This is a genomic window from Paramicrobacterium humi, from assembly GCF_900105715.1.
GTDB lineage: Bacteria > Actinomycetota > Actinomycetes > Actinomycetales > Microbacteriaceae > Paramicrobacterium > Paramicrobacterium humi.
Genome location: NZ_FNRY01000001.1, coordinates 1,248,794 through 1,271,301, shown reverse-complemented (window position 1 = coordinate 1,271,301; position 22,508 = coordinate 1,248,794). Strand labels below are relative to the sequence as shown.

Here is a 22,508-nt window from a genome sequence, read left to right as displayed (position 1 = left end):
GGGTACGTCGCAGGGCCGACGCGCAGAAGGGCCTCAGCGCAAGTACGAGGCGCCGTTCAGGTCGAGGACAGCGCCGGAGGCCCACTGCGCCTCGGGCGAGGTGAGGTAGACCACGGCCGCAGCGACCTCCTCCGAGGTGCCGACTCGGCCGAAGGGGCTCTGCGCGCGGACGGCGTCGCCCGTGGCGCTCGTGAGCGTCGGCTCCTGGCGTTCGGTTCCGACGAACCCGGGCGACACCGTGGCCACCGCGATGCCGTGCGGCGCGAGCGCAACGGCCATGGACTGTCCGAACGCGTGAAGCCCGGCCTTCGCGGCGCCGTAAGCAGGAAAGTCGGGCTCCCCACGGTTCGCGCCACGCGACCCGGTGTTGACGATCGTGCCTGGCAGCCCGGCGTCGATGAGCGCCGTGGCGAAGAGGTAGGTCACGTTCGCAGCGGCGGTGAGGTCGACATCGACCATGAGCTTCCAGGCGCGCTGCCAGGACTCGTAGTCGGTCTTGTCGACGCGGTGGAACGTGGCCGCGCTCGGCGCGACGGCGGCGTTGTTGACGAGGATGTCGAGGGCGCCGAGGCCCGCTCGCGCCTCGTCGACGACGGCGCGCGCCGTCTCGGCATCCGACAGGTCCCCACCGACGAGGACGTGCCCGTCGCCCTCGAGCAGGGCGAGCGTCTGCTCGGCGGAGGGGCGATCGGAGCCGTAGTGCACGGCGACGCGATCACCGCGCCGGCTCAGCGCAATCGCGGTCGCCCGGCCGATGCCGCGTGATGCTCCGGTGACGAGAGCGTTGCCCATTCCCTACCCCGCTTTCGGACGGTTTCCTGCCCGATCGACGCTACCGCGTTCCCAGCACCGCAGCCGTCAGCAGCGCAGCGACGAGCACCGCCGTGTACGCGTGGAATCGCACGAGCGTCCAGCCGCGCCCCGTCGCGGCGTGCACGCGAACGCTGCGAGCGATGAGGTAGCCGAGGGGCCCGAGCAGGATCCAGAACCAGTGCGCCGGTCGCGGGAAGCCGGCGCGGCGCAGCCGCTGCACGTCGCAGTACGCCGAAACGGCGCCGACGAAGACCGCGAGCGCGACGAGCGCCGCCATCGCGCGCACGGAGATGACGCCCGGCATCACCGCCAGGTCGAACCAGCGCGGCCACCAGATGAGAGCTGCGAGCCACACCGGGCTCAGCACGAGCGCCCACGCCCACGCCGTGTGCGGCGAATACGCGCGTCGCATGGGCACGAGTGTTGCGATGCTGCGCTCCGGCGCCTGCTCGAGCGGCAAGGTGGGCGAAGCCGTCGCGGGCGGCGCCCCCGGAGGGTCGGGCACGGGGTGCGGCTCGTGCACTTGCCGCGGGGAGCCGGTGCGCGCCCGCTCGGCCTCCCGGCGGGCTCGCCGCGACGTGAAGCCGGGACGGGGCGTGTCGGCCGTCGGATGCTCGGCGGCATCCGACGCCCATCTCGTCAGGCGAATTCGGGACGCCTTCTCGACGGATGCCGCCGGCACGGCGTAGGCCGCGGAGTTCGTCGCGTGCGCGACCCCGACCTCGGGAGCCGCCGGCCGCACATGATCGCTCCACGTGGCGCCGTTCCACCAGCGCACGCGGCCGCCGTCGAGCGGATCAGGCAGCCAGGCGGGCGGCTGGCCGAGCGGTAGGTCCACGAGTACTCCTCGAGGCGCGAGGGCGCCGAGTCGAGCCTATGAACCGGCTGTGCCGCTGTCGATTCCCCCGACCGGAGGACACCGGCTGGAGGCCGCAGTCCCGTGTGACGCGCTATCGCGGCGCGAAGGCGGCGTGGAACAGCCCCCACGCGCGCTTCGCCGTGGCACGCCGCTCGCCCGCGGGAGTACGCGACAGGATGCCGGCGAGCATCGAGACGGCGAGCAGCACGTCCTCGGCGGCGACGTGGTCGCCGAGGCGGCCCGCCGTGCGCTCCCGCGCGATGAGACGCTCGGCCACGTGGCGAAAGCGGTCGCCGAGCGGGATGACGCGCTCGTCGTCGGGGTTCGCGGTGAGAAACGTGATGATCGCGGTTGACACGAGCGCCTGCTCGATCACGTGCTCGAGCAGATCGTCGAGAATCGTCTCGGGCCGTTCCGCGAGCGCCTCGAGCTCGGCGATGTTCTCGTCGAACACGGCGACGGCGAGCGCCGTGCGGTCGGGGAAGTGGCGGTACAGGCTGCCCTGTCCGACCCCCGCGCGCTTGGCGACGGAACTCAGCGGAGCCGAAAGCCCCTCGGCCGCGAACACCTCTCGAGCGGCGTCGATGAGGGCACGCCGATTCTGCGGACCGACACTCGGCCCGCGGTTCGCTTTCGGACTCTGCGGCACGGGTGTAGCCTACAACCGGACACCATTGTCCGGTTGTATCTCACCCGGCGACACCGCCCTCACCACCCAGGAGCACTCATGGCCACTTCCCTCAGCGCCGACTCCACCGTCGGCACCTGGCTCGACGACCCGAAGGGCGGCCCGGTGCTGCGCGCGCTTCTCGCGCGGTCCGGTCAGTCCGCCGACACCCTCCGTCCCGTCCGCAGCCTGCCCCTCGGCCGGCTCGTCGAGCTCAGCAAGGGCGCCTTCCCCGCCGAGCTCATCGACGAGCTCGTGCGCCGCGTCGACGCGGGCGAGATCCCCGACGAAGACCCCGCAGCAGCATCCGCCCCCACCGACGCACCCGCGGCACCGGGGCGCCCGCGCTGGGTCGAGCGCATCGACGCCGGCCGCTTCGCCGGCAAGACCGTCATCGTCACGGGCGCCGGTTCGGGCATCGGCCGCGCCACCGCCTCCCGCGTCGCTCGCGAGGGCGGCCGGGTCATCGCCGTCGATATGTCGGCCGAGCGCCTCGACGAGTTCGTCGCCGCCCACCCCGACGCCGACATCGTGCCGGTCGTGGCGAACATCACCGACGACGCGGCCGTCGCCGCCATCGTCGAGGCCGCGGGCGAGCGCATCGACGGCCTCGCCAACATCGCCGGGATCATGGACGACATGACCCCCGTCGGTGACGTGACGGATGCCGTGTGGCAGCGCGTCTTCGCTGTCAACGTTGACGGCACGATGAAGCTCATGCGCGCGGTCGTCCCCGTGATGCTCGCACAGGCCGCAGGCTCGATCGTGAACACCGCGTCGGAAGCGGCGCTGCGCGGCTCGGCGGCGGGCGCCGCCTACACGGCCTCGAAGCACGCCGTCGCGGGACTCACGAAGAGCAGCGCGTTCATGTACGGGCCGAGCGGCATCCGCGTGAACGCCGTCGCGCCGGGTCCGGTCATCACGAACATCGAGGCGAGCTTCGCCTCGCCGCTCGGTGCAGAGCGCGTGCGGCAGGGCATGGTGATCATGCCGGATGCTGTCGAGGGCGACGCCCTCGCGGCATCCATCACGTTCCTGCTAAGCGACGACGGCGTCAACGTGAACGGCGTCATCCTTCCGAGCGACGGCGGCTGGTCGGCCGCGTAAGCGGTGCGGCGTGCGGGAGGGCGGGCCATTCGGTCCGCCCTCCGTCGATCCTACGGTCCGGCGAAACTGACTGAATCTCGCGCCCTCGTGTCCACCGTGAGGGCGAACACGTCGGGGCGAGAATAGTGCCCGACCGCATCGAAATCGAGATGCGAGCGATACTTCGCCTCCAGGTCGACGTCCGCATACAAGATCGTCTCCTCGTCGAAGACCGGTCCAGCGAGCACCGTTCCCGTCGGGTCGACGATCATGCTGCCGCCGCGCATGAGGACATCACCATTCGGCATCTCGAAATCAATCGCGTGGTCCTCGGGAAAGTCAGCTATCGTCAGGAACTGGCAGGCAGAGTACACGAACACCCGACCCTCGATCGCGACGTGCACCATGCTGGCCTGCCATGTCGGCCGGTCATCCGCCGTGGGTGCGCAGTAGAGCTGCACGCCCTTCGCGTACATGGCCTGCCGCATCAGGGGCATGTAGTTTTCCCAGCAGATGACTGAACCGATTCGACCTAGCGGGCTGTCCATAGTGTCAAGAGTCGAACCGTCCCCGAAACCCCAGACAAGCCGTTCGGTACCTGTCGGCATGAGCTTGCGGTGGTTGCCGACGAGACCGCTGTCGGGCGAAATGAGAAGAGCCGTGCAGTAGAGCGTGTTGCCGAGGCGCTCGATCACGCCTATCACCACAAACACTCTGTGCTCGGCTGCGGCGGCCTCGAGGCGTTGAACCTCCGGTCCATCGAGACTCACGGCCCCCGCAAAGTAGCGAGCGAATTCGTCACGGCCCCGTTCAGTCCGCAACCCAACGGCCGTCCCAAAGGTGGTTCCCTTGGGATAACCACCGATGAACGCTTCGGGGAACACCACTAACTCAGCGCCAGCAGCCGCGGTCTCGGCAATGAGCGCTTCGGTCTTCGCGGTTGCCGCCTCGGCGTCAAACGGGACCGAGGCGGCCTGGACTACTGCCACTCTGCCCACGAGGGCCTCCTTCTATTGTTGGCGTAGATACTGCGTGGAAGGCGATCTGGCGCCTGACACCACAGGTTTGAAGTAGTCGAACTCAACCGTGAGAGATGTCAGCGTGACGCGTCTCTTTGAGAAGGGGTGCCAGGATAACGAGGGCGACGACCGCGACTGCAATCACATAGAAGGCCGGCGACGTGAGCATTCCAGTTCCGGCGACAAGTGCCGCCGCGATAAGCGGTCCTGGCCCAGCGAGCAGCGCATATGCCACGTTGTACCCAATCGCCGAGCCAGCCGATCGGATCGATGCAGGGAAGACCTCAACGAGGAGAACATTGTTCATCACGGCGCAGCAGGCGACAAAGAACGAGAACACAACGAGTGCAAGGAAGGCGAAAAAGGGGTTGCCCGTGTTCATCAACATAAAGGCGGGCAGGGGCCAAACGATGAGGCCAACGATGCCGGTGTACAGGACCGGGCGGCGGCCCACTCTGTCCGACCAGACTCCCACCAGAGGGTTGAAAGCCACATAAACGACCATTGCCGCTCCGGTGGCAAGCAGCGCAGGAAGCCGCTCCATCTCAACCGGCCCGGTGAGATGGTTGTTTGCATAGGTAACGAAGTAATAGAGACCCACGCCGAAGATTCCGGAGAAGGCGAGTGTCATGAGGAACGCTCGCCCCTTCTGCCCGGCCGGGGTCACCTCGATTGTGCCTGTTTCACGCTTGCGCTCAAGTTCCTGGTAAACCGGAGTGTCCTCGAGCTTCAAGCGAATCCAGACGGCGACGACTGCCATGACAAGCGAGAAGACGAACGGTATCCGCCAGCCCCACGTAGCTAGGGCGGTCTCATCCATCACAGCGGTGAGCAGCGCTGCGACGAGCGTGCCAACAAGGAAAGCGAGACCAGCCGTCGCCGTGACGACACTTGCGAACAATGCACGCTTCGACTTCGGGGCGCTCTCGCCAATGTACGCGGCGGCACTCGTCCATTCGCCACCGACCATCATTCCCTGAACAAGCCGCAGTGCCACGACGATTATGGGTGCAGCGATGCCGATCGTTTCGTATGACGGGGTAAGCCCGATCAGTGTAGTGACGATGCCCATAGAGAGCACAGTGAGGACGAGCACCGTCTTTCGCCCCAGACGGTCGCCGAGGGGACCGAGGAAAAGCGCACCAACCGGTCGCGAGATGAATCCCACGGCGAATACCGCCAGACCCGAGAGCGTCGCTGCGCTTGGATCGTTCGCCGGGAAGAACTGGGCACCGATGATCGCGGTGAAATAGCCGTAGATGGCGAAGTCAAACCACTCCATGAAGTTGCCGATTCCAACAGCGGCCAGACGCCGAGTGCGATCCCGCCGAGGCAGATCCAAGAGTTCTGTGTCGCTGCGCAGGGCAGCTTGAGAATCGGTGGGCACGAAAGATCTCCTTTGTTCCAAGTGCAGCCTAATCACGTCGTTTACCCACTCTGGTGGCTGACCTGAAAACTGTCCAATTGATGTTTATCATGCGTGATATGAATTCAAATGATCTTCGCCGGGTGGACCTCAACCTGTTGGTGGTCTTTCAGACGATCATGCGCGAGGGCAGCGTCACACGAGCCGCGGTGAAGCTTAACCTCAGTCAAAGCGCGGTCAGCGCAGCACTTGCGCGCCTACGTGTGCTGTTTACCGACCCGCTCTTCGAACGGTCCCGAGCCGGTATGTTGCCCACAGCACGCGCACTCGAGCTCTCGGCACTGCTCGCGCCCACCCTCACGGCCATAGCGAACGTAGTGTTCGAATCCCCCAGCTTCGATCCCACTCAAAGCACGCGGGTCATCCATCTCGCCATGTCGGACGACCTGGCAATGGTTCTCGCACCGTGGCTTGCCAGGCGCAAACTCGACGAGGGCTGGAGCATCGATTTCGGAATCCATCAGACGAATAGCACCTTGTGGCGCGATAGCATCGACGACCCAAGGAACGAAGTGGTTCTCACAGTCACGCCTGAACGCCAGTCGTCGGCTGTCCGCTCCGCGCCCCTGTTCTCCGGTGGTTATCGGTGCGTCTACAACGCCCAGCTCCTCAAGGCGTCAAGCCCGATCACTTACAGCGAATATGTGGCTGCTAATCACGTTCGCGTGTCATACGACGTACAGCGGGGCTGGGTGGACGAGTTGCTCGCTGCAGACGGCCACAAACGCCGCACCCTCTGCGCGATCAGCCATTTTTCTGGCCTCGCACCGGTAATCAATCGTGTGCCGGCCATAGCGACGATTCCCAGTCACGCGGCGCATGCGATTCAGGAGCTCTGCGGCCTCACGGTCAGCCCCGTGCCCCTGCCTGCCCCGCGTTTTACGATCTCCGCATTGTGGAGAACGGAAGTCGACGGAGCGCCTGAGAACGTATGGTTGCGCGGTCTCCTCAGCGATTTTGCCGAAGCGATGTAGACGCCTGTGCGCGTACGGCTGAGTCATGGCAATACTTGCGTTATACGAGATTACGGTAATACGATCTTCTCGACCTTGGGGGATTCGATGCTGCAACGACAGGCCGCGCCGCTGCGAGAGCAGGCGGTTGAGGAATTACGCCGTCGAATAGTCGACGGCACGTTCCGTCCGGGAGAACGCGTGAAGGAGCGCGTGCTCGTCGAGTTGCTCGAAGTCAGCCGAACAGTAGTGAGAGAGGCTCTGCGACAACTCGAATCCGAGCGCCTGATTCGCATCGAGCCTCAGGTCGGCCCCATCGTGGCCGAACTCACGGCCGATCAGGCACGGCAGCTCTATGAAGTTCGAGCGGCACTCGAGGCTACGGCGGCTCGGCTCGCCGCGAGCAATCGCTCAGACGCGGAGATGCAGGTCCTGCGCGACAGCTTGAGCGCCTTGTCAGCCCCTCTCTCGCCCGTCACCGACCTCCTCGAAGCGAAGCGCATCTTCTACGATGCGCTCATCGATGCGAGCCACAACACGATAATCGGTGAGCAACTTGATGCCGTGCAGGCTCGGGTGAGCCAGCTCCGTCTTGTCACTCTCACGACGCCCGGCCGCGGGCCAAAGATGCTCGCGGAACTTCGGGAGGTGGTGAACGCCATCGAGGACCGCGATGCTGATCGCGCTTACTCGGCAAGCCTGCTCCATGTCCAGGCGGCGGCCGCCATTGCACTAGAACACCTGAACAGCCTGACGGAGGATCAATGAACAACACATTGTTCATAGGGCTCGGACGTATGGGACGTCCGATGTCGAGCCACATCGCTAAACGCTTCTCAACAAGCGTGTACGACGTCCTTAAGAAGAGCGTCGACGACGCGGCAGAGGAATCCGGCGCAGAGCCCATATACGACCTCAAGGAAGCCGCCGGAATCGACACCGTCATACTGATGCTTCCCACGAGCGCACACGTTGAATCCATTCTCTTGGAGGAGGGACTACTTGGACGGCTCAGTGCCGGTGCCCTCATCATCGACATGGGCTCGAGCGTCCCAGCCAGCACCCGTCAACTCGCGGAAGCGGCCGCGAAGCTCGGCATTGACTACGTCGATGCCCCCGTGTCGGGCGGTATCTCTAAGGCGGCGACGGGCGAACTCACGATGCTTGTGGGCGGCGAGCCGGATGCGATCGGACGAGCGAGACCGTTCTTACAAACTGTTGGCAGCGAAATCGTTGTCGTGGGCAGCAGTGGAGCAGGCCACGCCGCAAAGGCCATAAACAATCTCGTCAGCGCCACAAACATCGCAGTCGTCTCCGAGGCGGTCCTTCGCGGCAAGTCCGCCGGTATCGCACCCGAGCGCATGGTTGAGGTTCTTAATGCTTCTACCGGGATGAGCCAGGCGAGCCGAGTGAAATTCGTGCAACACATCCTCCCTGGCTCGTACGCGTCGAACTTCGCATACGACCTGATGCTCAAAGACATGGGAATCGCGATGCAAATCAATGCACCGGATGCTGCCTCGCCGCTGACGCGTGAGGCATACCGACTGCTTTCGGATGGACGTGACGTCCTTGGCGATAACCCCGACCACACAGAAATCGCGCGGGTGTACGAGCACCTAGCGGGAACATCCATCTCTGAGGAGGAAGCATGACCAACACAGTTGCCAACGCACAGGAGTACATCGACGACATGGCTCGCAAGCGCGGCTATGTACTCGACTATCACAAGGTAATGGCGCAGCACGACTTCCCTGTGCTGCAGGCAGCGAATGGAGTGGTCTCCGCCGCGTACCTCGAGCAGCGCACCCTAGATCGGAAGACGAAGGAACTGATCTTCATCGTGTCCCTGACTGTCATGCGAGCATCCAAGGGACACATTCAGTCCCATATCCGCGTCGCGCTCGACCTCGGTCTCAGCCCGCGCGAGATCCTAGAGGCCATCGAGATTGCGCTTCCTGAAGCGGGAATCGTCGCGTTCCAGTCCGGTGTGGAGGCATGGCGCGAAGTGGTTGGAGCGGAGGGGCTCGAGCCGACCGTAGAAGTGCATCAGGGCGGTTCCGGCGCGGAGTAGCCTCGCCAGCGGCAAGAAGCGGATAGGGGAGAACTCAGGAATGTCGGCAGCTTCCAACAGCCCAGACACGACGTGGGAGATCTTCGTCATCAAACACGGCACTCGTGAGACTTCTCGTAGCGACGTCTTCATGAATTACGGCTTCTATTCGGAACCGGATGACAAGTTCGAGCTGGCTTATTACCTCTGGGTTCTCCGCCAAGGAGAGCGGGTTATCCACATCGATACCGGCTACTCCGAGGCGGGCGCGACGAAGCGCGGTCGCACGGTGCTCGCGGATCCGCTCTTGCTGCTCTCTTCGCTCGGTTTCGATCCGGCCGCTGGCAACCCGCTGGTCGTGACCCATGCCCACTATGACCACATCGGCAATCTGCCCGCGTTCTCGAATTCTCCGATCTACATCAGCAGAAAAGAGCTGGAGTTCTGGACGAGCGATCTCGGCACGCGGTCCTTGTTCTCGCACTTCGGGGACCAAGTGGAAATCGCAGACCTTGTTTCTGCGAGACACCAGGGTCGCGTTCACGAGTTCGAGGGGAGCATCCAGATTGCGCCGGGCGTCGAACTCGTCGAAGTTGGCGGGCACACGCCCGGCCAGTTGATTGTGCGTATCCAGACTGCAGTCGGCGAAGTCGTGCTCGCGTCTGATGCTGCCCACTTCCACGAAGAACTTGAACGCGACATGCTGTTTCAATCGATGGCGGACCTGCCGCGATCCTATCGAGCGCTCGATTTCCTACGGGGTTCCGAAGCCGTCATCGTCACAGGACACGACGCTGGCGAAATCGAACGCTTCGCCCCGGTCGACCAGAAATTCAGAGGGCTCGTCTCAACGATCGGTACTGGCGATGCATGACCGACTCGCCCGGGCCTCTCAGGCGGAATCAGTACTCGCACTATTGGCGGGGACGTCGACAAGCTTTGCGCTGGAGGCAGACACCTGGCGAGCTGCCTTCTCAATCACGAGGGGTCAGATGACGATCTTGGCAGGGAGCGATACGACTGCGTTCTCGTTGAGCGCCTCCGATGCCATCTGGGAGGAGCTTCTTTGCTCTCGCCCTACAGCGGGAGTGCACAGCGTTGTACATCTCGTGCGTCGTGGCTTGATCAAGCTGACTGGCTCACACATCGACTATGAGCGCAATGTCCAGATTGTGCGGTCGCTTATCGATGAGGCACGAGGCCATACGCATGTCGACGGCCCCGGTCACGAACTACACGCCCGCGGCGAATACCATCGGATAACGACATCCCTGGGGACTAGTGATGTCTACGTCGAGCGGGTAGGTAACGGTGAGCCACTCCTCGCTTTCTCCACCGCAGGAAGCAACACCGCCCAGTGGCACGGACTCATGACACACACCGATGTCGCGGGCCAGTACGAACTCATCACGGTTGACATGCCCTGGCATGGCCGCTCGTCGCCGTCGTGGGCGTCAGCGGTAGGGAGCTATAGCCTCACGCCAGATACCTTTACCGAATTCATCGTCGCTGTGTGCAGTTCGCTTGCACTCGATAGGCCGGTGCTGGTGGGAGTCTCCATGGCTGGTGCAGCCGTGATCCACGCGATTGCCACGCACCCGCAGCGGTTCGCAGGCGCCGTTTCTTGCCAGGCTGGCCCCGCAGTGCACTCTCGCCAGAACGAGCATCTCCGCGGCACCACCGTAAACCCGACCTTGTTCATCCCAGAATGGACATACGGGCTGATGAACCCAGCATCGCCGGAAGAGTTCAAACAGCGCGTCTGGTGGGGCTACTCCTCCGGAGGCTTCGGCCTATACGCCGCCGACATCGACTCCTACCTCCGTTGGAATTTCGAAGACGTCGCGCAGTTACTCACGAGCGAATCTCCGCACATTGCGTTGCTGAGCGGATCCTTCGACACCAGCGTGCCCAGCTCCGAAACCCAGGCGCTGGCCGAGCGCATCCCGAATTCGTCTTTCGCCGTCATGCCCGAGCTTGGCCATTTTCCGCATGCCGAGAACCCCATAGCGTTCGCGACATATCTGAAGAACGCCCTTGAGCGCGTAACAGCGAACTCTCCCCGTTGCTGAGCAATAACGGCGACAAAGTGAACGACGTCATCCTGTGAGGGAGCGGTCGCGTATGGGCTGTGGGCAGCATCTGCGAGCTCGGCAATCCTGAAAGATCGCTCCGGGTTGAGAAGGATCTGCGCGAGCATCTCCCCTTGAGCATCCGTACGGGAGAGAGGAGCGAGAGTGAGGGGCACGCGTATTCACATAGCGATACGACTATCGCGCATGTGAATGGCGCTAGCTCAGCATGGCCGCGATGTGCGGGAGGGCGGGCCACACGGCCCGCCCTCCCGCTTCTGTTCTGACTAGTTGCTCATGGGAAGCCCGCGCCGGCGAAGCAGCACCATCACTCCGCCGATGCCGACCAGCAGCAGCGCGATCACGAGGAAGGGCAGCGCCTCGGCGCCGGTCCACGGCAGCGTCCCGCTCGTGTTGCCGCTCGCCGCGGCTGCGGCATCCGGGTCGCCGTCACCGTCACTCGAGCCGTCGCCCGGGACGACGACCACACCATCGGCCGTGACGGTGAACTGCAGCGTCGCGGCCACGTCGGTCTGCGCACCCGTGACGGTGAGGGTGTGCGTGCCCTCCTCGGCGGGAGCGGTCGCCGTGTAGCTCGCGGCGCCGTCGATGACGTCCGCGGCGCCGAGTTCGACCGGCTCGCTCTCCATCAGTCCGCTCACCTGGCGGTCGCCGTTGAAGCCCGTCGCCGTGAAGCTGAACTTCTCACCCGGCGTGAGCTTCGTGTCGTCGAGCGTGATGCTCGCGCCGGCGCTCAGCGCGGCGGCATCCCGGTTGAGCCCGAGCGCATTCGACATGGTGAAGAACGTGTCGGTCTGATCGGTGAGCCCGACGACGTTCGCCGCGCCGGGGCCGTAGCCGGCGATGCGCAGCTGCGCGCCGGTGTGCTGCTGGGAGCCGCCCGCCGCCGCGGTGCCGTACGCGACCTTCATGACGCTGCCGTCCGCGGTCGTGAGAGCGGTGCTGAGCGTCGCGGGAGGCGCGTCGTCGACGATCTGGCTCGTGTGGGCGTGGTCGGCGGTCACGATCACGAGGGTGTTGCCGTCCTTCTTCGCGAACTCGAGGGCGGCCTGCACGGCCTCGTCGAGGTCGATGGTCTCGCCGATCTGGCCGCACGCGTCGGCGGAGTGGTCCTGCTTGTCGATCGAGGCGCCCTCGACCTGCAGGAAGAAGCCCTTGTCGGAATCGGAACGGTCGAGCAGGCCGATCGCCTTGTTGGTGAGCGAGGCGAGCGAGAGCTCGGTGGAGAGCCGTGATGGGTTCGCCGTGCAGCGGATCGGCGCACCGTTCGCGCCGCCGACCGTCGCCTCGGACGGGCTGTAGCGTGTGGGGAAGTTGCCGGGCGTGAACAGGCCGAGAAGCGGCGAGGACTGGTTGGCCTTCGTCACTGCCTTGAGCTGGTCCGCCGTTGTCGCGACCTGGTAGCCGCGGTCAGTCGCCTGCTCGAAGAGGGTCGCGCCCTCCCACTGCCCGGCCTTCGCCGTCTGCTCGAACGAGGCCGTGCCGCCGCCGAGGATGACGTCGGCGCGCGTGTTCAGCAGCTGCTCGCTGATGGAGCCGAGGCCGCCCTTCTCGAGCGCGTCGTCGCCGCACACCGAGCTGTCGGGGCCGTAGCACTTGCGCTGGTCGACGTGCGCGATCTGAACGGCCGGCGTCGCGTCCTGGATCTCGGCGGTGCTGACATTGCCCGTGCGCAGCCCGTTCGCCTTCGCGAGCTCGAGGATCGAGTCGTGCGGGTTCCCGTCGACGTCGACGCCGATCGCGCCGTCGTAGCTCTTCGTGCCGGTCGCCCACGCCGTTCCCGTCGCGGCGGAGTCCGGCACGTAGTCAGGCTTGCCCTTCTGGTCGCCGTCCTTGTGCACCGAATACGTCGTGTACTGGCCCGTGAGCGGAAGCGCGTCGATGCCCGGCAGCATCCCGGCCGCGCCGTAGGCGTAGTTACGCGCGATCGTGATCTCGCTGTCGCCCATGCCGTCGCCGATCAGCAGGATGACGTTCTTGGCGGGGCCGTCGGCGATGGCGTCGCGCACCGCCTGGCTGCGGTCGTCGTCGTGGCGGGCGGCTCCGCCGGTGTCGGTGACGTCCGCGAGCGCGGCCGAGGGCGCGAGAAGCCCGGCCCCGAGGATGGCGGCGGCGCCGACGGCGAGGGCTCCCGAGCCGAGGCGTCGGATTCGACGTGTCATGTCTGTTCTGTCTCCCTATGAGTGAGCTGTGACGCGACAAGTGAATCGGCGCAGGACCAACGCACGGTGAACGCAGGTGAACGACTCGGTGACGGATGCCGCCGGGCGGCGTCGCCGAGCGGCATCCAGAATCACCTTGCGTGATATTCGACATCAGATATGATTTCTCACTGAGATCTGACATGGTGGTCTCTCCCGCACATGACAAAGGAGTCGAATGTCCGCACACACAGCCGCCCCGCCGCCCGCGACGACGGCCGATATGAAGAAGGTCGCCGTCGCGACCATCATCGGGACCACGATCGAGTGGTACGACTTCTTCATCTACGCGAACGCCGCAGGGCTCGTCTTCGCCTCGCTGTTCTTCGAACCGGCGGGCCACGAGATCGGCGTGCTCCTGTCGTTCGCGACCGTCGGCCTGAGCTTCCTCTTCCGCCCGCTCGGCGCGTTCATCGCCGGCCACCTCGGTGACCGCATCGGCCGCAAGACGATGCTCGTCTGGACGCTCATCCTCATGGGCGCCGCCACGATGCTCATCGGCGTGCTTCCCACGTATGGGCAGGCGGGCATCATCGCTCCTGTGCTGCTGCTCTCGCTGCGCATCCTGCAGGGCCTCTCCGCCGGCGGTGAATGGGGCGGGGCCGTTCTCATGGCCGTCGAACACGCCCCGAAGGGCAAGCGCGGCCGCATGGGAGCGTTCCCGCAGATGGGCGTTCCGCTCGGCCTCCTGCTCGCCTCGGGCGTTCTCGCCCTCATGACCGGTGTCTTCTCACCCGGCGACGCCTTCGTCGAGTGGGGCTGGCGCGTGCCGTTCCTGCTGAGCTTCGTGCTCATCGTCATCGGCATCATCGTGCGCCGCACGGTCGAGGAGAGCCCGGTCTTCGCCGAAATGGCCGTCAAGGCCGAACGCTCGCGGATGCCGATCATCGAACTGTTCCGCAAGCACTGGCTGCTCGTCATCCTCGCCGCGCTCACGTTCGCGGGAAACAACGCAGCCGGCTACATGACCACGGGCGGCTACCTCCAGGGCTACGCCACAACACCCATCGCGGACGGCGGGCATGTCGGAATGGAGCGCACGCCCGTGCTCATCGCCGTCGCAGGCTCCGCCGTCGTGTGGCTGCTGTTCACGTGGATCGGCGGCCGGCTCTCGGACCGCATCGGCCGACGCAACACGTATATCGCGGGCTGGATCGTGTTCCTTATCACCGTGTGGTTCTTGTTCCCGCTGGTCAACACGGGCAATTCGTGGCTGTTCTTCGTCGGCATCGCGATCTTCACCGTCGGAAACGGCTTGACCTATGGCCCGCAGGCGGCGTACTTCACGGAGCTGTTCCCGGCCGCGATCCGCTACTCCGGCGTCTCGATCGCCTACGCGCTCGGAGCGATCCTCGGCGGCGCCTTCGCGCCGTTGATCTCGGCCTGGCTCGTGCAGTCGACGGGGACCTCCTGGTCCGTCGCCTTCTACATCGCCGGTGTGATGGTCATCGCCTTCATCGCGACTCTCATCCTGCGCGATCGCACGAACATCCCGCTCGGCGCCGAAACGCCGGAGCAGCAGGAGAGCCCGATCCGCGGTACGAGTCACGCGTAAGCCATACGCGTAGAACGACTCGGGAGGGGCCGGCACCGTCGTGGTGCCGGCCCGGCTGTTTCCCCGCATCCGGGGTGCTCGGTAGGGTGATCGAGTGAACTTCAGCGACGCCCCCATCGACAGCGCCTCCGCCGCACGGCTTCACGCCGAGGGGCTCAGACTCGATCTCGTCGACACCGCCGACACCGCCGCGTTCAGCGCCTGGATCCGGGCCGAGTCCCGCGGCTTCTATGATGACGAACCGAGCGAGAAGCGCCTCGCCTACATGCTTGAGCACGCGGCGTACCGGCGCACGACGGGAGTATGGGACGAGTCGGATGCCGTCGGCGCCGAGCCCGTCGCGACGGTGTCGACGTGGGAGACGCCGCTGAGCCTCCCGGGCGGGAGCAGCATTCCCGTCTGGGCGATCAGCGCCGTGACCGTCGCGCCGACCCACCGCCGCCGCGGCATCGCGCGCAACCTGCTCGAGTCCGAGCTGCGCACCGCGCACGCGTGCGGCGTGCCGATCGCAGCCCTCACGGCATCCGAAGCGACGATCTACGGCCGGTTCGGCTTCGCCCCGTCCGCGTTCGCGAGCGATGTCACGATCGACACGAGGCGGGCACGGTGGGCCGGCCCGGCAGCATCCGGTCGTGTGCGCTTCACCACTCGCGAGGAGCTGCACCACTCGGCCCGCGCAGTGTTCGAAAGCGCCCGCCGCCGGCATGCGGGCGAGATCGAGGCCGACGACGCGCTGTGGGCGGAGACGTGCGCTACCGACGAGCGCAGCGCCGACAAGGTGAAGAGCCTGCGGGCGGTGCGCTACGACGATGCGTCCGGCGCGCTGCAGGGATTCGCCATCTACCGCGTGACCGGCGGCGAAGACGACTTCACCGTGCACACCGTGGAGGTGCAGTCACTCGTCGCCGCGACCGATGACGCGGCGAACGGGCTGTGGCGATTCCTGCTCGAACTCGACCTCGTCACCGCGGTCAAGGCGTACCTGCGCCCCGTCGACGACTCCGTCGCCTGGCAGCTCTCCGACCGTCGGGCCGTGCAGTCGCGACCCTACGACCACTTGTGGCTGCGCGTCCTCGACCCCGTCGCGGCGCTCGAGGCGCGCACGTACAGCGCGCCGATCGACCTGGTCCTCGATGTCGCGGACCCGAACGGCTTTGCCGAGGGGCGGATGCTGCTGAGCGTGGACGAGAGCGGCGCGGGCACCGTGACGCGGCTCGACGCCGACGCGGACGTGCCGGCGGATGCCGCTCACCTCGCGCTGAGCGTGAATTCGCTCGCGGCGCTCTACCTCGGGGCGACGCCGGCGTCGACGCTCGTGCGCGCGGGCACGGTGCTCGAGCGGCGCCCGGGCTCGGCGGAACGGGCCGACGCGGCGTTCCGTGCGGCCGAGGCGCCGTTGCTCAGCATCTGGTTCTGAGCCTCGCGCTTTCGTAAACGGGCGCCGGCAACGCGAGGGCTAGGAATTCCCGTCGTCGGTGGGTTCGTCGAGTCGCTCGTCGACCTTGTCAGGGTCGTCGGCGTTGCCCTCAAGCCCGTCGACGAGACCGTTCGTCTGGTCGAAGGTGTGGCCGACGTCCGACAGGGAGCCGAGGTTGCCGTCCTCGGTCGCTGTGCTCTCGTCGCGTTCTGCGTCTTGCGGGTCCACGTCTCCCGCGTGCTTTCCATTCATGCCGCCATGATGCCGCGGCCGCGCGGCGGCGCTCCAGCCCTTGACAATCGTCGACGTCGTCGCGATCGCGGTCAGTAGCCGGACGTGTCGGAGGTGATGGGCTTGCCCGCGGGAGTCAGCACCCACCAGATCCCCTGCAGTCCTTGACCGTACGTGTCTCCGGCCGCGTTGTCGCCGACGTAGTAGTACAGCGGCCACCCGTTGAGCGTCAGCTGCGGTTCGCCGTCGACCCCGGTGATGGTTCCGACCTCGCCCGTCACTCCGTCGAGTTTGGGCGCATCTGAACCGGGAACGGCGGGCCAGTTCGCCGCGCACTGACCCGTGCACGACGAGGAGTCGCCGTTCTGCGTGTCGTTGTCGAACTGGTAGACGGCCTTCCCCGTGCCGTCGACGACGATCGTGCCGATCGATGAATCGGCCGTCGACAGGGCGACCTCCGACGAGGCGCTCGTGTTCGGCGCCGTGCTGGATTCCGCCGCCGGCGCCTCGGAGTTCGTCGGCGCGCAGGCGGTCAGGGCGAGAAGGGCGAGGGATGCCGCGGCGAGGGATGCCGCGATTCTCGACGTCATTGTCGTTTCCTTTCGGTGAGTGACCGCGAGTGCGATCACTCAGCACACGAGACAGCCCGCGCTCCGGTTCACCTCGCACGGACGCATCGCCGCGGTGCTCAAGGCCCGTCCGTGGATCCGGTGAGGATCGTGTCCCCGGCGGTCGAGCGGACTTCGATCGTCGCGATCTCATCAAGGTTCAGATCGGTCGCTGCATCCAGGTGAACGGTCTTGCCCGGCACCGCGTTCCACGTCGATATGTCGCTCGCGCGGCCTTGAGCGTCGGTGACGACGAGCACGTACCGCCATGCGTCGCCCGGCTCGGTGCCGTAGCCGCCTGCGGGGTAGTCGCAGTCCATGTGCAGCCGCGTGCCCCAGGGAGCGGAGCTGAGCTCGACCGTCGCCGACATCGTCGTGGCTTCGACGGGCGTCAGCGCTACCGTCGTCGGCGCAGCAGTGTCGGGAATGAGAGCGGGAACGGCGAAGAGGAGAACGATGGCCGCGGCCAGTGCGCTCACGCCGACGATGACGCGCGTTCGGATGCTGCGTCGCCGGCGGCGTGCCGTGACGCGGTGGACGAGGTCGGCCGGCGGCCCACCCGCAGGCTCCGGTTCGTCCAGCGCCTCCACCATGGGGCGGGCGCGCGACAGCAGGCCGGGCATGGCGGCGAGGTCCGCGACGGCGGTGCGGCACCGCTCGCACTCTTCGAGGTGCGATTCGAAGACGCGGCGATCGGCGGGGCTGAGGGCTCCGAGCACGTAGGCCGCGTCCCAGTCGGCGAGCGCCTCATGATCCGGGGTCATCGGACCACCCCTTTCTCCTGCAGGGCGAGCCGGAGGGCGCGAAGCCCGTAGTGCAGGCGGGACTTCACGGTGCCCTCGGCGATGCCGAGCTCGGCGGCGAGCTCTGCCGTGTTCTGGCCGCCGTAGTACGCCCGCACGACGACGGCTCGGTGGTCGGCGCTCAAGGTCATGAGCGCCTCGCCGACGAGAAGCGAGTCGAAGAGCTCGTCCGTGCGGTCTTCGATCGCTCGCTCGGGCGGCTCCCCCACCGGTGACTCGTGACGGTGACGGGCGCTGCGCACGTCGTCGATGACGAGATTGCGCGCGACCGTGTAGAGCCAGCCGCGTGTCGTCGCCGGGTCCTGCTCGAGGATGCGCGGCGTCCGCCAGGCCCGGAGGAGGGTCTCTTGCACGACGTCGTCAGCATTCGAGGCGTTGCCGGTGAGGTAGACGGCATAGCGCCAGATCGCGGCCGCATGCTGATCATGCAGCTCGCGGAGAGCCAGTGCCTTGTCCACCAGCATCCCGTGCCTTTCTCATGTGCGGCACGTGCGCACATCGTCCTCACTCGAGACAACGAGGCAGTCGCGCTCCCGGTTCACTTTCGGGAAGCGGGTGAACGGAATTCGCGTCAGTCTCGTGTTCTGTTCATGGACGATATTCTGCAGCTCGCCGGGCTTCCCCTCCATCCCCTGCTCGTGCACGCCGTCGTCGTCCTGACACCGCTCGTCGCGCTCGCGGTTCTGCTCGCTCAATTCTGGCCGGCGGCGCGGCGCCGCCTCGGAGTCGTCACGCCGCTCGGCGCTCTCGTCGTCCTCGTGCTCGTTCCCGTCACGGTCAGCGCGGGCGAGTCGCTCGCCGCGGCGGTCGGTCCCGTGCCGGCGGTGCAGTTGCACCAGCGCTATGGCGAGATGCTGCTGCCCTGGACGATCGCCCTGTTCGTCGTCGCGCTCGCGCAGTGGGTGTGGTTTCGCGGGGGAAGGCGGGGAGTTCCATCATCACGCCGCGCGCTCGCGCGCGTCGCCTTCACGGTTCTCGCCGTCGCAAGCGTCATCGTCGCCGTGGGCACCGTCATCCTGCTCGTCCTGATCGGCGATTCCGGTGCACGCGCCGTCTGGGGCGGTCTGCTCGGTTGAGAGCCGCTACAGGTCGCGCAGGATCTCCTCGCGTTTCCGCCGATACTCAGTCTCGCTGATCAAGTTCTTGCTGCGCAGCTCGTCGAGTTCCCGCAGCCGGTGCTCGAGCGGCGACGCGGGCGAGGGAACTCCCGAGCCTGCCTCCATGACGGGCGGAGCGGCCGGGTTGCGCTTGCGCACGTACGTGACGATGACGAACGCCGCGATCGTGATGATGGCGGCGGGAACGAGCCACACCGCGACGATGATCATCAGGTGCCACCCGGACAGGTTCCCCAGCATCTTTTCCCTCGCGCAAGCCGATCGTGTGGGCTCGACGATACTCCCTTACGCTCCCGTGCCGGTCAGCGCGACAAGCAGAGCGAGCGCGGCGAGCAGAAGCGAGACAGGCGTCATCGTCACGCGCTCGGGCTTCGACCGCGATATCGCGTTCATGAGCACGCTGAGCACGAGAAACGCGAACACGACCCACATGCCCACGCTCGAGAATGCGCTGGGGAAGATGTCGATGAGCGCAGCCTTGTCGAGCGCGATGAGAGCGATGACGACGTAGACGAGCACCGTGACGCCCGAGCCGACCCGCTTCCCGGCCGGGAGAACGCCCCGATGCTGCCCGCCCCACGCGAAGCGTCCCCACGGCGCCCCGAGGGCCAAGGCGAGCTGGAACAGCGCGAGCAGCCCGAGCAGAACGACGAAGACGACGGCGATGATCACGAGGGAAGCCTACTGGGCTGCGGTCCGCGGTCGGCGCCCTCTACGGTGGGTGCATGCACGAAACCTCGATCGACTGGACCGCAGGGACCTGGACGCACGACCCCGTCTCGGCGACGGTGACCGATGACGGGCTGACCGTCGTCGCCGCGGAGGGCAGCGACGCGTGGCGGCACACCTCCTACGGCTTCGTCCACGACACCGAGCACGCGCTCCTCGCTCCCCTCGCCGTCGGTCGCGCCGTCGAGGTGGCATTCATTGCCGCGTTCGCCGAACAGTTCGACCAGGCGGGCGTCTTCCTCCGCATCGACGACGAGACGTGGATCAAGGCCGGCGTCGAGTACGCCGACGGCCAGCCGCAGGTCGGCGCCGTCGTCACTCTCGGCCGCTCCGACTGGTCGGTCGCTCCCGTGCCCGACTGGGCCGGCCGCCTCATCACCGTCCGCCTCAGCCGAGCGCGAGAGTCGGTGACGGTCCGCGCCAGAGTCGACGACAAGCCCTGGCGCCTCGTGCGCGTCGCGCCATTGCCCGAGAACGCGAAGGCCGAGGCCGGACCCTTCGTGTGCGCTCCCACCCGCTCCGGCCTCGAGATCACGTTCGCGTCGTGGGCGGAGACGCCCACCGACGCGTCGCTGCACGAGTAACGCCTGGAGTGCGGAATGAGACCCCTGATCGAGTCGATCGTCCTCTGGGTCGCCTTCGCCGGGGGCTGGGCGGCGATCGCCGCCTCGAATCTTCGGCGTCAGCCCTCTCAACCACCGGTGCGTCTCACCTGGTGGGCCGCCGTGCTCTGGCTTGTCGTGGCGATCCCCTCCGTCATTCAGCTTGCCCAGCCGCAGCTGCTGGATGCCGGGATGCGCAACGCCGCCATCCTCGAGCACGGCGAGTGGTGGCGCGTCGTCACGGCCAACGTGCTGCAAGACGGCGGCCTCGCCGGCACCGTCAGCAACCTCGCCGTCCTCGCGGTCTCGCTCCTCATCATCGTACGCGCCCTGCCCGGTCTCCACGCCGTGCTCGCCTTCACGATCGGCGGCATCGGCAGCATGCTGCTCCAGCTGCACCATCCCGGCGCAGGGAACTCGATGGCCACGCTCGCCCTGGTCGCGGCCTCCACCGTCATCGTGACGGCGCGCAGGCCGGCATTGCCGGCCTCGGTCATCGGGCTCGTCGTCATAATCGCGGTCGGCATCGTTCTGACGGTTCTCGGCAACGAGCACGGCCCCGCGATCCTGCTCGGCCTGCTGCTCGGGGCGCTCATTCGCTTCATCCCGGCGCTGCGGCCGCGGCCACCAGCCGGACGCGAGGAGCCGCCGACGTGACGGCGAGTACGGCGGCTCAGCCCTCCCAGCCGAGGTCGCGCAGCAGAGCCGTGACGCGCGCGTAGGCGGCGGCATCCGTCATGTCGTCGGTGAGGGCGGATGCCGCCGAGCCGAGCACCGCGGCGAGCTTCGCGTCCGCGGTCGGAAGCACCTCGCGGAAGCCCGGCGACAGCGCGTATGAGCGGCTGTCGGTCGCGAACGCGAGCACGGCGTCGAGGTACACCTCGAGCGCGCGCGTCGCATCGCCGTCGCTCGCATCGGCGCCCGCCATCGGCACGAGCGCGAGGCGCCCCTCCCACAAGCGGCGGTCGAGCGGGTCGTCGCGCAGCGTGAGCGCCGTGGCCTGCGCGGCCGCGTCGGCGTCCTTCGGCAGAGCGGCGCGCACGTCGTGCGCGATGCCGTGGAAGCTGCGGTCGCCCGTGCCGAAGCCGACGAACAGCAGGTGGTTTCCCGCGGCGCTCGCGGCCACGAGGGCGCGCACCGTCGCCCGGATGCCGTCGCTCCCACCGCTGTCGACGAGCAGGGCGATGCTCGCGGGGTCGTCGACGGAGCCGAGAAGCTTGTACAGCCACGGCGCGCCGACGCGGCGGCCGCCGGGCACGACCGTGCGAGGGTCGCCGATGTCTTCCGCGGCGATCTCGAACAGCCGGTCGACGTTGAGCGTGAACGCCTGCGGCGACTTGAGGCTCGCGAGCAGCGCCGGCGCGAGCCCGTAGTTCTTCACCCCGACGATCTCGGAGATCGCCTGCTCGAACGAGCCGTCGCGGCGTTCGTCGTATACGGAGCGCAAGAACGCGAGCTGGTCGAGGGGGTCGCTGTCGCGCTGCAACGACTGCCGCTCCGCGTCGCTCAAGTCGGCGCCCTCGGCGAGCGCCTCCACGGTCTGCTCCCAGCTGGGGGTGACCGAGCTCGCGTTCACGCCCGCGCCCATGAACGGCACGAGCCGGCCGTCGCGCGCGTGCCGGCCGAGCGATTCGGCGTGCCTCAGCATCTTGCGGTTCTTCGCGATCTCGGGCCACGCGGTCTTGCGGTCGTGGCTGCGGATCATCTGCGCGAGGGCGAACGTGCGCTCATCGTCGAGAACGAGCACGACGTCGACGTTCTCGGCGGATGCGGCGTGACGCGCGGCGGCCATCTGCGCCTCGAGCAGCTCGCCAAGGGAAGCGGCATCCGTTCGCCCCGAACTCGGGAAGATCGTCATGCCGAGCAGGATGCGCGCGTCGGGGTCGATCGCGCGGCCCTGGCGGCGCTGACGGACGGCCTCTGCGGCGGTGTGCACGAAGTCCTCGATGCGGCGGCCGATCTCGAAAGTGTCGCGCGCGCTCTTGTGCGGTGTCGCCGTGAGAACGGGAAGGGCGCGCGGCCAGCGCCACGACTTGAGCGGGAGGGCGAAGCGCTCTTCGCGCTCGAATTCGGCGGAGTTGGTGCGGGCGACGCCGTTGCTGATGCCGGACACGCGTCGCCAGGCGTCACTGATGGTGTAGCGGCGGTCGGAGGGCAGCATCCACGCGTCGAGGTTCATGTGGAGCAGGTCGCCGCGGACGACGAAGACGTGTGAACTCATCGTTCACCGAAGCGAAGTTGAAGACCCATGACGCCATTCTTACAGCGCGGCGGT

Annotated in this window: 25 protein-coding genes; 12 read left to right on the top strand and 13 right to left on the bottom strand. The window is 66.8% G+C overall.

All coding sequences use genetic code 11. The annotated features are described in order from the left end of the window. Positions 1-33: 33 nt before the first annotated feature. The 3 genes from BLV49_RS06440 to BLV49_RS06430 all read right to left on the bottom strand — a co-directional run bounded on the left by BLV49_RS06440 (position 34) and on the right by BLV49_RS06430 (position 2,321). Complete coding sequence (locus tag BLV49_RS06440) at positions 34-792, bottom strand: SDR family NAD(P)-dependent oxidoreductase (RefSeq protein WP_091181566.1); 759 nt, start codon at positions 790-792, stop codon at positions 34-36. Positions 793-832: 40 nt separating this feature from the next. Then, positions 833-1,651, bottom strand: coding sequence for a DUF2510 domain-containing protein (locus BLV49_RS06435; RefSeq protein WP_091181563.1), 819 nt, complete (start codon positions 1,649-1,651; stop codon positions 833-835). 112 nt (positions 1,652-1,763) lie between these two features. Then, on the bottom strand, positions 1,764-2,321 hold the full coding sequence (locus tag BLV49_RS06430; RefSeq protein ID WP_091181558.1) for a TetR/AcrR family transcriptional regulator: 558 nt from the start codon (positions 2,319-2,321) through the stop codon (positions 1,764-1,766). A gap of 78 nt (positions 2,322-2,399) precedes the next feature. Here BLV49_RS06430 and BLV49_RS06425 point away from each other — a divergent pair, with 78 nt between their 5' ends. Then, positions 2,400-3,446, top strand: coding sequence for an SDR family NAD(P)-dependent oxidoreductase (locus tag BLV49_RS06425; RefSeq protein WP_091181555.1), 1,047 nt, complete (start codon positions 2,400-2,402; stop codon positions 3,444-3,446). A gap of 50 nt (positions 3,447-3,496) precedes the next feature. Here BLV49_RS06425 and BLV49_RS06420 read toward each other — a convergent pair whose 3' ends face one another. Continuing rightward, positions 3,497-4,423, bottom strand: a complete 927-nt coding sequence (locus BLV49_RS06420) for a carbon-nitrogen hydrolase family protein (RefSeq protein WP_091181550.1) — start codon at positions 4,421-4,423, stop codon at positions 3,497-3,499. Between the two features lie 82 nt (positions 4,424-4,505). Continuing rightward, the gene (locus tag BLV49_RS06415) at positions 4,506-5,831 is read right to left on the bottom strand and encodes an MFS transporter (protein WP_245723552.1); all 1,326 of its coding nucleotides are present in this window, start codon (positions 5,829-5,831) and stop codon (positions 4,506-4,508) included. A gap of 53 nt (positions 5,832-5,884) precedes the next feature. On the opposite strand from BLV49_RS06415, the gene BLV49_RS06410 reads away from it, so the two are divergent. The 6 genes from BLV49_RS06410 to BLV49_RS06385 all read left to right on the top strand — a co-directional run bounded on the left by BLV49_RS06410 (position 5,885) and on the right by BLV49_RS06385 (position 10,948). Continuing rightward, the gene (locus BLV49_RS06410; RefSeq protein WP_091181548.1) at positions 5,885-6,844 is read left to right on the top strand and encodes a LysR family transcriptional regulator; all 960 of its coding nucleotides are present in this window, start codon (positions 5,885-5,887) and stop codon (positions 6,842-6,844) included. Between the two features lie 87 nt (positions 6,845-6,931). Beyond that, positions 6,932-7,591: a GntR family transcriptional regulator gene (locus tag BLV49_RS06405; RefSeq protein WP_091181545.1), complete on the top strand. Its 660-nt coding sequence runs from the start codon at positions 6,932-6,934 to the stop codon at positions 7,589-7,591. Further along, positions 7,588-8,478: an NAD(P)-dependent oxidoreductase gene (locus BLV49_RS06400; RefSeq protein ID WP_091181543.1), complete on the top strand. Its 891-nt coding sequence runs from the start codon at positions 7,588-7,590 to the stop codon at positions 8,476-8,478. Before BLV49_RS06405 ends, BLV49_RS06400 begins: the two co-directional genes overlap by 4 nt. Continuing rightward, positions 8,475-8,897 (top strand): carboxymuconolactone decarboxylase family protein, encoded by a 423-nt coding sequence (locus BLV49_RS06395; protein ID WP_091181540.1) that lies wholly within the window; start codon positions 8,475-8,477, stop codon positions 8,895-8,897. Before BLV49_RS06400 ends, BLV49_RS06395 begins: the two co-directional genes overlap by 4 nt. A 40-nt stretch (positions 8,898-8,937) precedes the next feature. Further along, the gene (locus tag BLV49_RS06390; RefSeq protein WP_091181537.1) at positions 8,938-9,750 is read left to right on the top strand and encodes an N-acyl homoserine lactonase family protein; all 813 of its coding nucleotides are present in this window, start codon (positions 8,938-8,940) and stop codon (positions 9,748-9,750) included. A gap of 118 nt (positions 9,751-9,868) precedes the next feature. Beyond that, entirely contained in the window at positions 9,869-10,948 is a 1,080-nt protein-coding gene (locus tag BLV49_RS06385) for an alpha/beta fold hydrolase (protein ID WP_176980745.1), read from the top strand. Between the two features lie 287 nt (positions 10,949-11,235). On the opposite strand, the gene phoA is transcribed toward BLV49_RS06385, so the two are convergent. After that, positions 11,236-13,131, bottom strand: a complete 1,896-nt coding sequence (phoA, locus tag BLV49_RS06380) for an alkaline phosphatase (RefSeq protein ID WP_091181531.1) — start codon at positions 13,129-13,131, stop codon at positions 11,236-11,238. 217 nt (positions 13,132-13,348) lie between these two features. Here phoA and BLV49_RS06375 point away from each other — a divergent pair, with 217 nt between their 5' ends. Together BLV49_RS06375 and BLV49_RS06370 are read left to right on the top strand one after the other, a co-directional pair. Beyond that, a complete protein-coding gene (locus BLV49_RS06375) occupies positions 13,349-14,725 on the top strand; it encodes an MFS transporter (RefSeq protein WP_091181530.1) in 1,377 nt (458 codons plus the stop codon). Between the two features lie 94 nt (positions 14,726-14,819). Beyond that, entirely contained in the window at positions 14,820-16,142 is a 1,323-nt protein-coding gene (locus tag BLV49_RS06370; protein ID WP_091181525.1) for a GNAT family N-acetyltransferase, read from the top strand. A gap of 39 nt (positions 16,143-16,181) precedes the next feature. Here the strand turns inward: BLV49_RS06370 and BLV49_RS06365 are convergent, their stop codons facing one another. The 4 genes from BLV49_RS06365 to BLV49_RS06350 form a co-directional block, all read right to left on the bottom strand. Further along, a complete protein-coding gene (locus BLV49_RS06365; protein ID WP_143033982.1) occupies positions 16,182-16,394 on the bottom strand; it encodes a hypothetical protein in 213 nt (70 codons plus the stop codon). Between the two features lie 71 nt (positions 16,395-16,465). Continuing rightward, the gene (locus tag BLV49_RS06360) at positions 16,466-16,963 is read right to left on the bottom strand and encodes a COG4315 family predicted lipoprotein (RefSeq protein ID WP_091181521.1); all 498 of its coding nucleotides are present in this window, start codon (positions 16,961-16,963) and stop codon (positions 16,466-16,468) included. A gap of 98 nt (positions 16,964-17,061) precedes the next feature. After that, on the bottom strand, positions 17,062-17,745 hold the full coding sequence (locus BLV49_RS06355; RefSeq protein WP_091181519.1) for an anti-sigma factor family protein: 684 nt from the start codon (positions 17,743-17,745) through the stop codon (positions 17,062-17,064). Next, complete coding sequence (locus BLV49_RS06350) at positions 17,742-18,248, bottom strand: sigma-70 family RNA polymerase sigma factor (RefSeq protein ID WP_091181517.1); 507 nt, start codon at positions 18,246-18,248, stop codon at positions 17,742-17,744. Before BLV49_RS06350 ends, BLV49_RS06355 begins: the two co-directional genes overlap by 4 nt. A 126-nt stretch (positions 18,249-18,374) precedes the next feature. Here BLV49_RS06350 and BLV49_RS06345 point away from each other — a divergent pair, with 126 nt between their 5' ends. Next, entirely contained in the window at positions 18,375-18,860 is a 486-nt protein-coding gene (locus tag BLV49_RS06345) for a DUF2231 domain-containing protein (protein WP_176980744.1), read from the top strand. Between the two features lie 6 nt (positions 18,861-18,866). On the opposite strand, the gene BLV49_RS06340 is transcribed toward BLV49_RS06345, so the two are convergent. Both BLV49_RS06340 and BLV49_RS06335 read right to left on the bottom strand, forming a co-directional pair. Beyond that, positions 18,867-19,142, bottom strand: a complete 276-nt coding sequence (locus BLV49_RS06340) for an SHOCT domain-containing protein (RefSeq protein ID WP_143033981.1) — start codon at positions 19,140-19,142, stop codon at positions 18,867-18,869. A gap of 45 nt (positions 19,143-19,187) precedes the next feature. After that, the gene (locus tag BLV49_RS06335) at positions 19,188-19,574 is read right to left on the bottom strand and encodes a hypothetical protein (RefSeq protein WP_091181511.1); all 387 of its coding nucleotides are present in this window, start codon (positions 19,572-19,574) and stop codon (positions 19,188-19,190) included. Positions 19,575-19,627: 53 nt separating this feature from the next. Between BLV49_RS06335 and BLV49_RS06330 the strand changes: the two genes are divergently transcribed. Together BLV49_RS06330 and BLV49_RS06325 are read left to right on the top strand one after the other, a co-directional pair. Next, on the top strand, positions 19,628-20,215 hold the full coding sequence (locus BLV49_RS06330; RefSeq protein ID WP_091181510.1) for a DUF1349 domain-containing protein: 588 nt from the start codon (positions 19,628-19,630) through the stop codon (positions 20,213-20,215). A gap of 15 nt (positions 20,216-20,230) precedes the next feature. Continuing rightward, on the top strand, positions 20,231-20,890 hold the full coding sequence (locus BLV49_RS06325; protein ID WP_091181508.1) for a hypothetical protein: 660 nt from the start codon (positions 20,231-20,233) through the stop codon (positions 20,888-20,890). A 16-nt stretch (positions 20,891-20,906) separates the two neighbouring features. On the opposite strand, the gene BLV49_RS06320 is transcribed toward BLV49_RS06325, so the two are convergent. Beyond that, complete coding sequence (locus BLV49_RS06320) at positions 20,907-22,454, bottom strand: SIR2 family protein (protein ID WP_091181506.1); 1,548 nt, start codon at positions 22,452-22,454, stop codon at positions 20,907-20,909. Between the last annotated feature and the right edge of the window lie 54 nt (positions 22,455-22,508).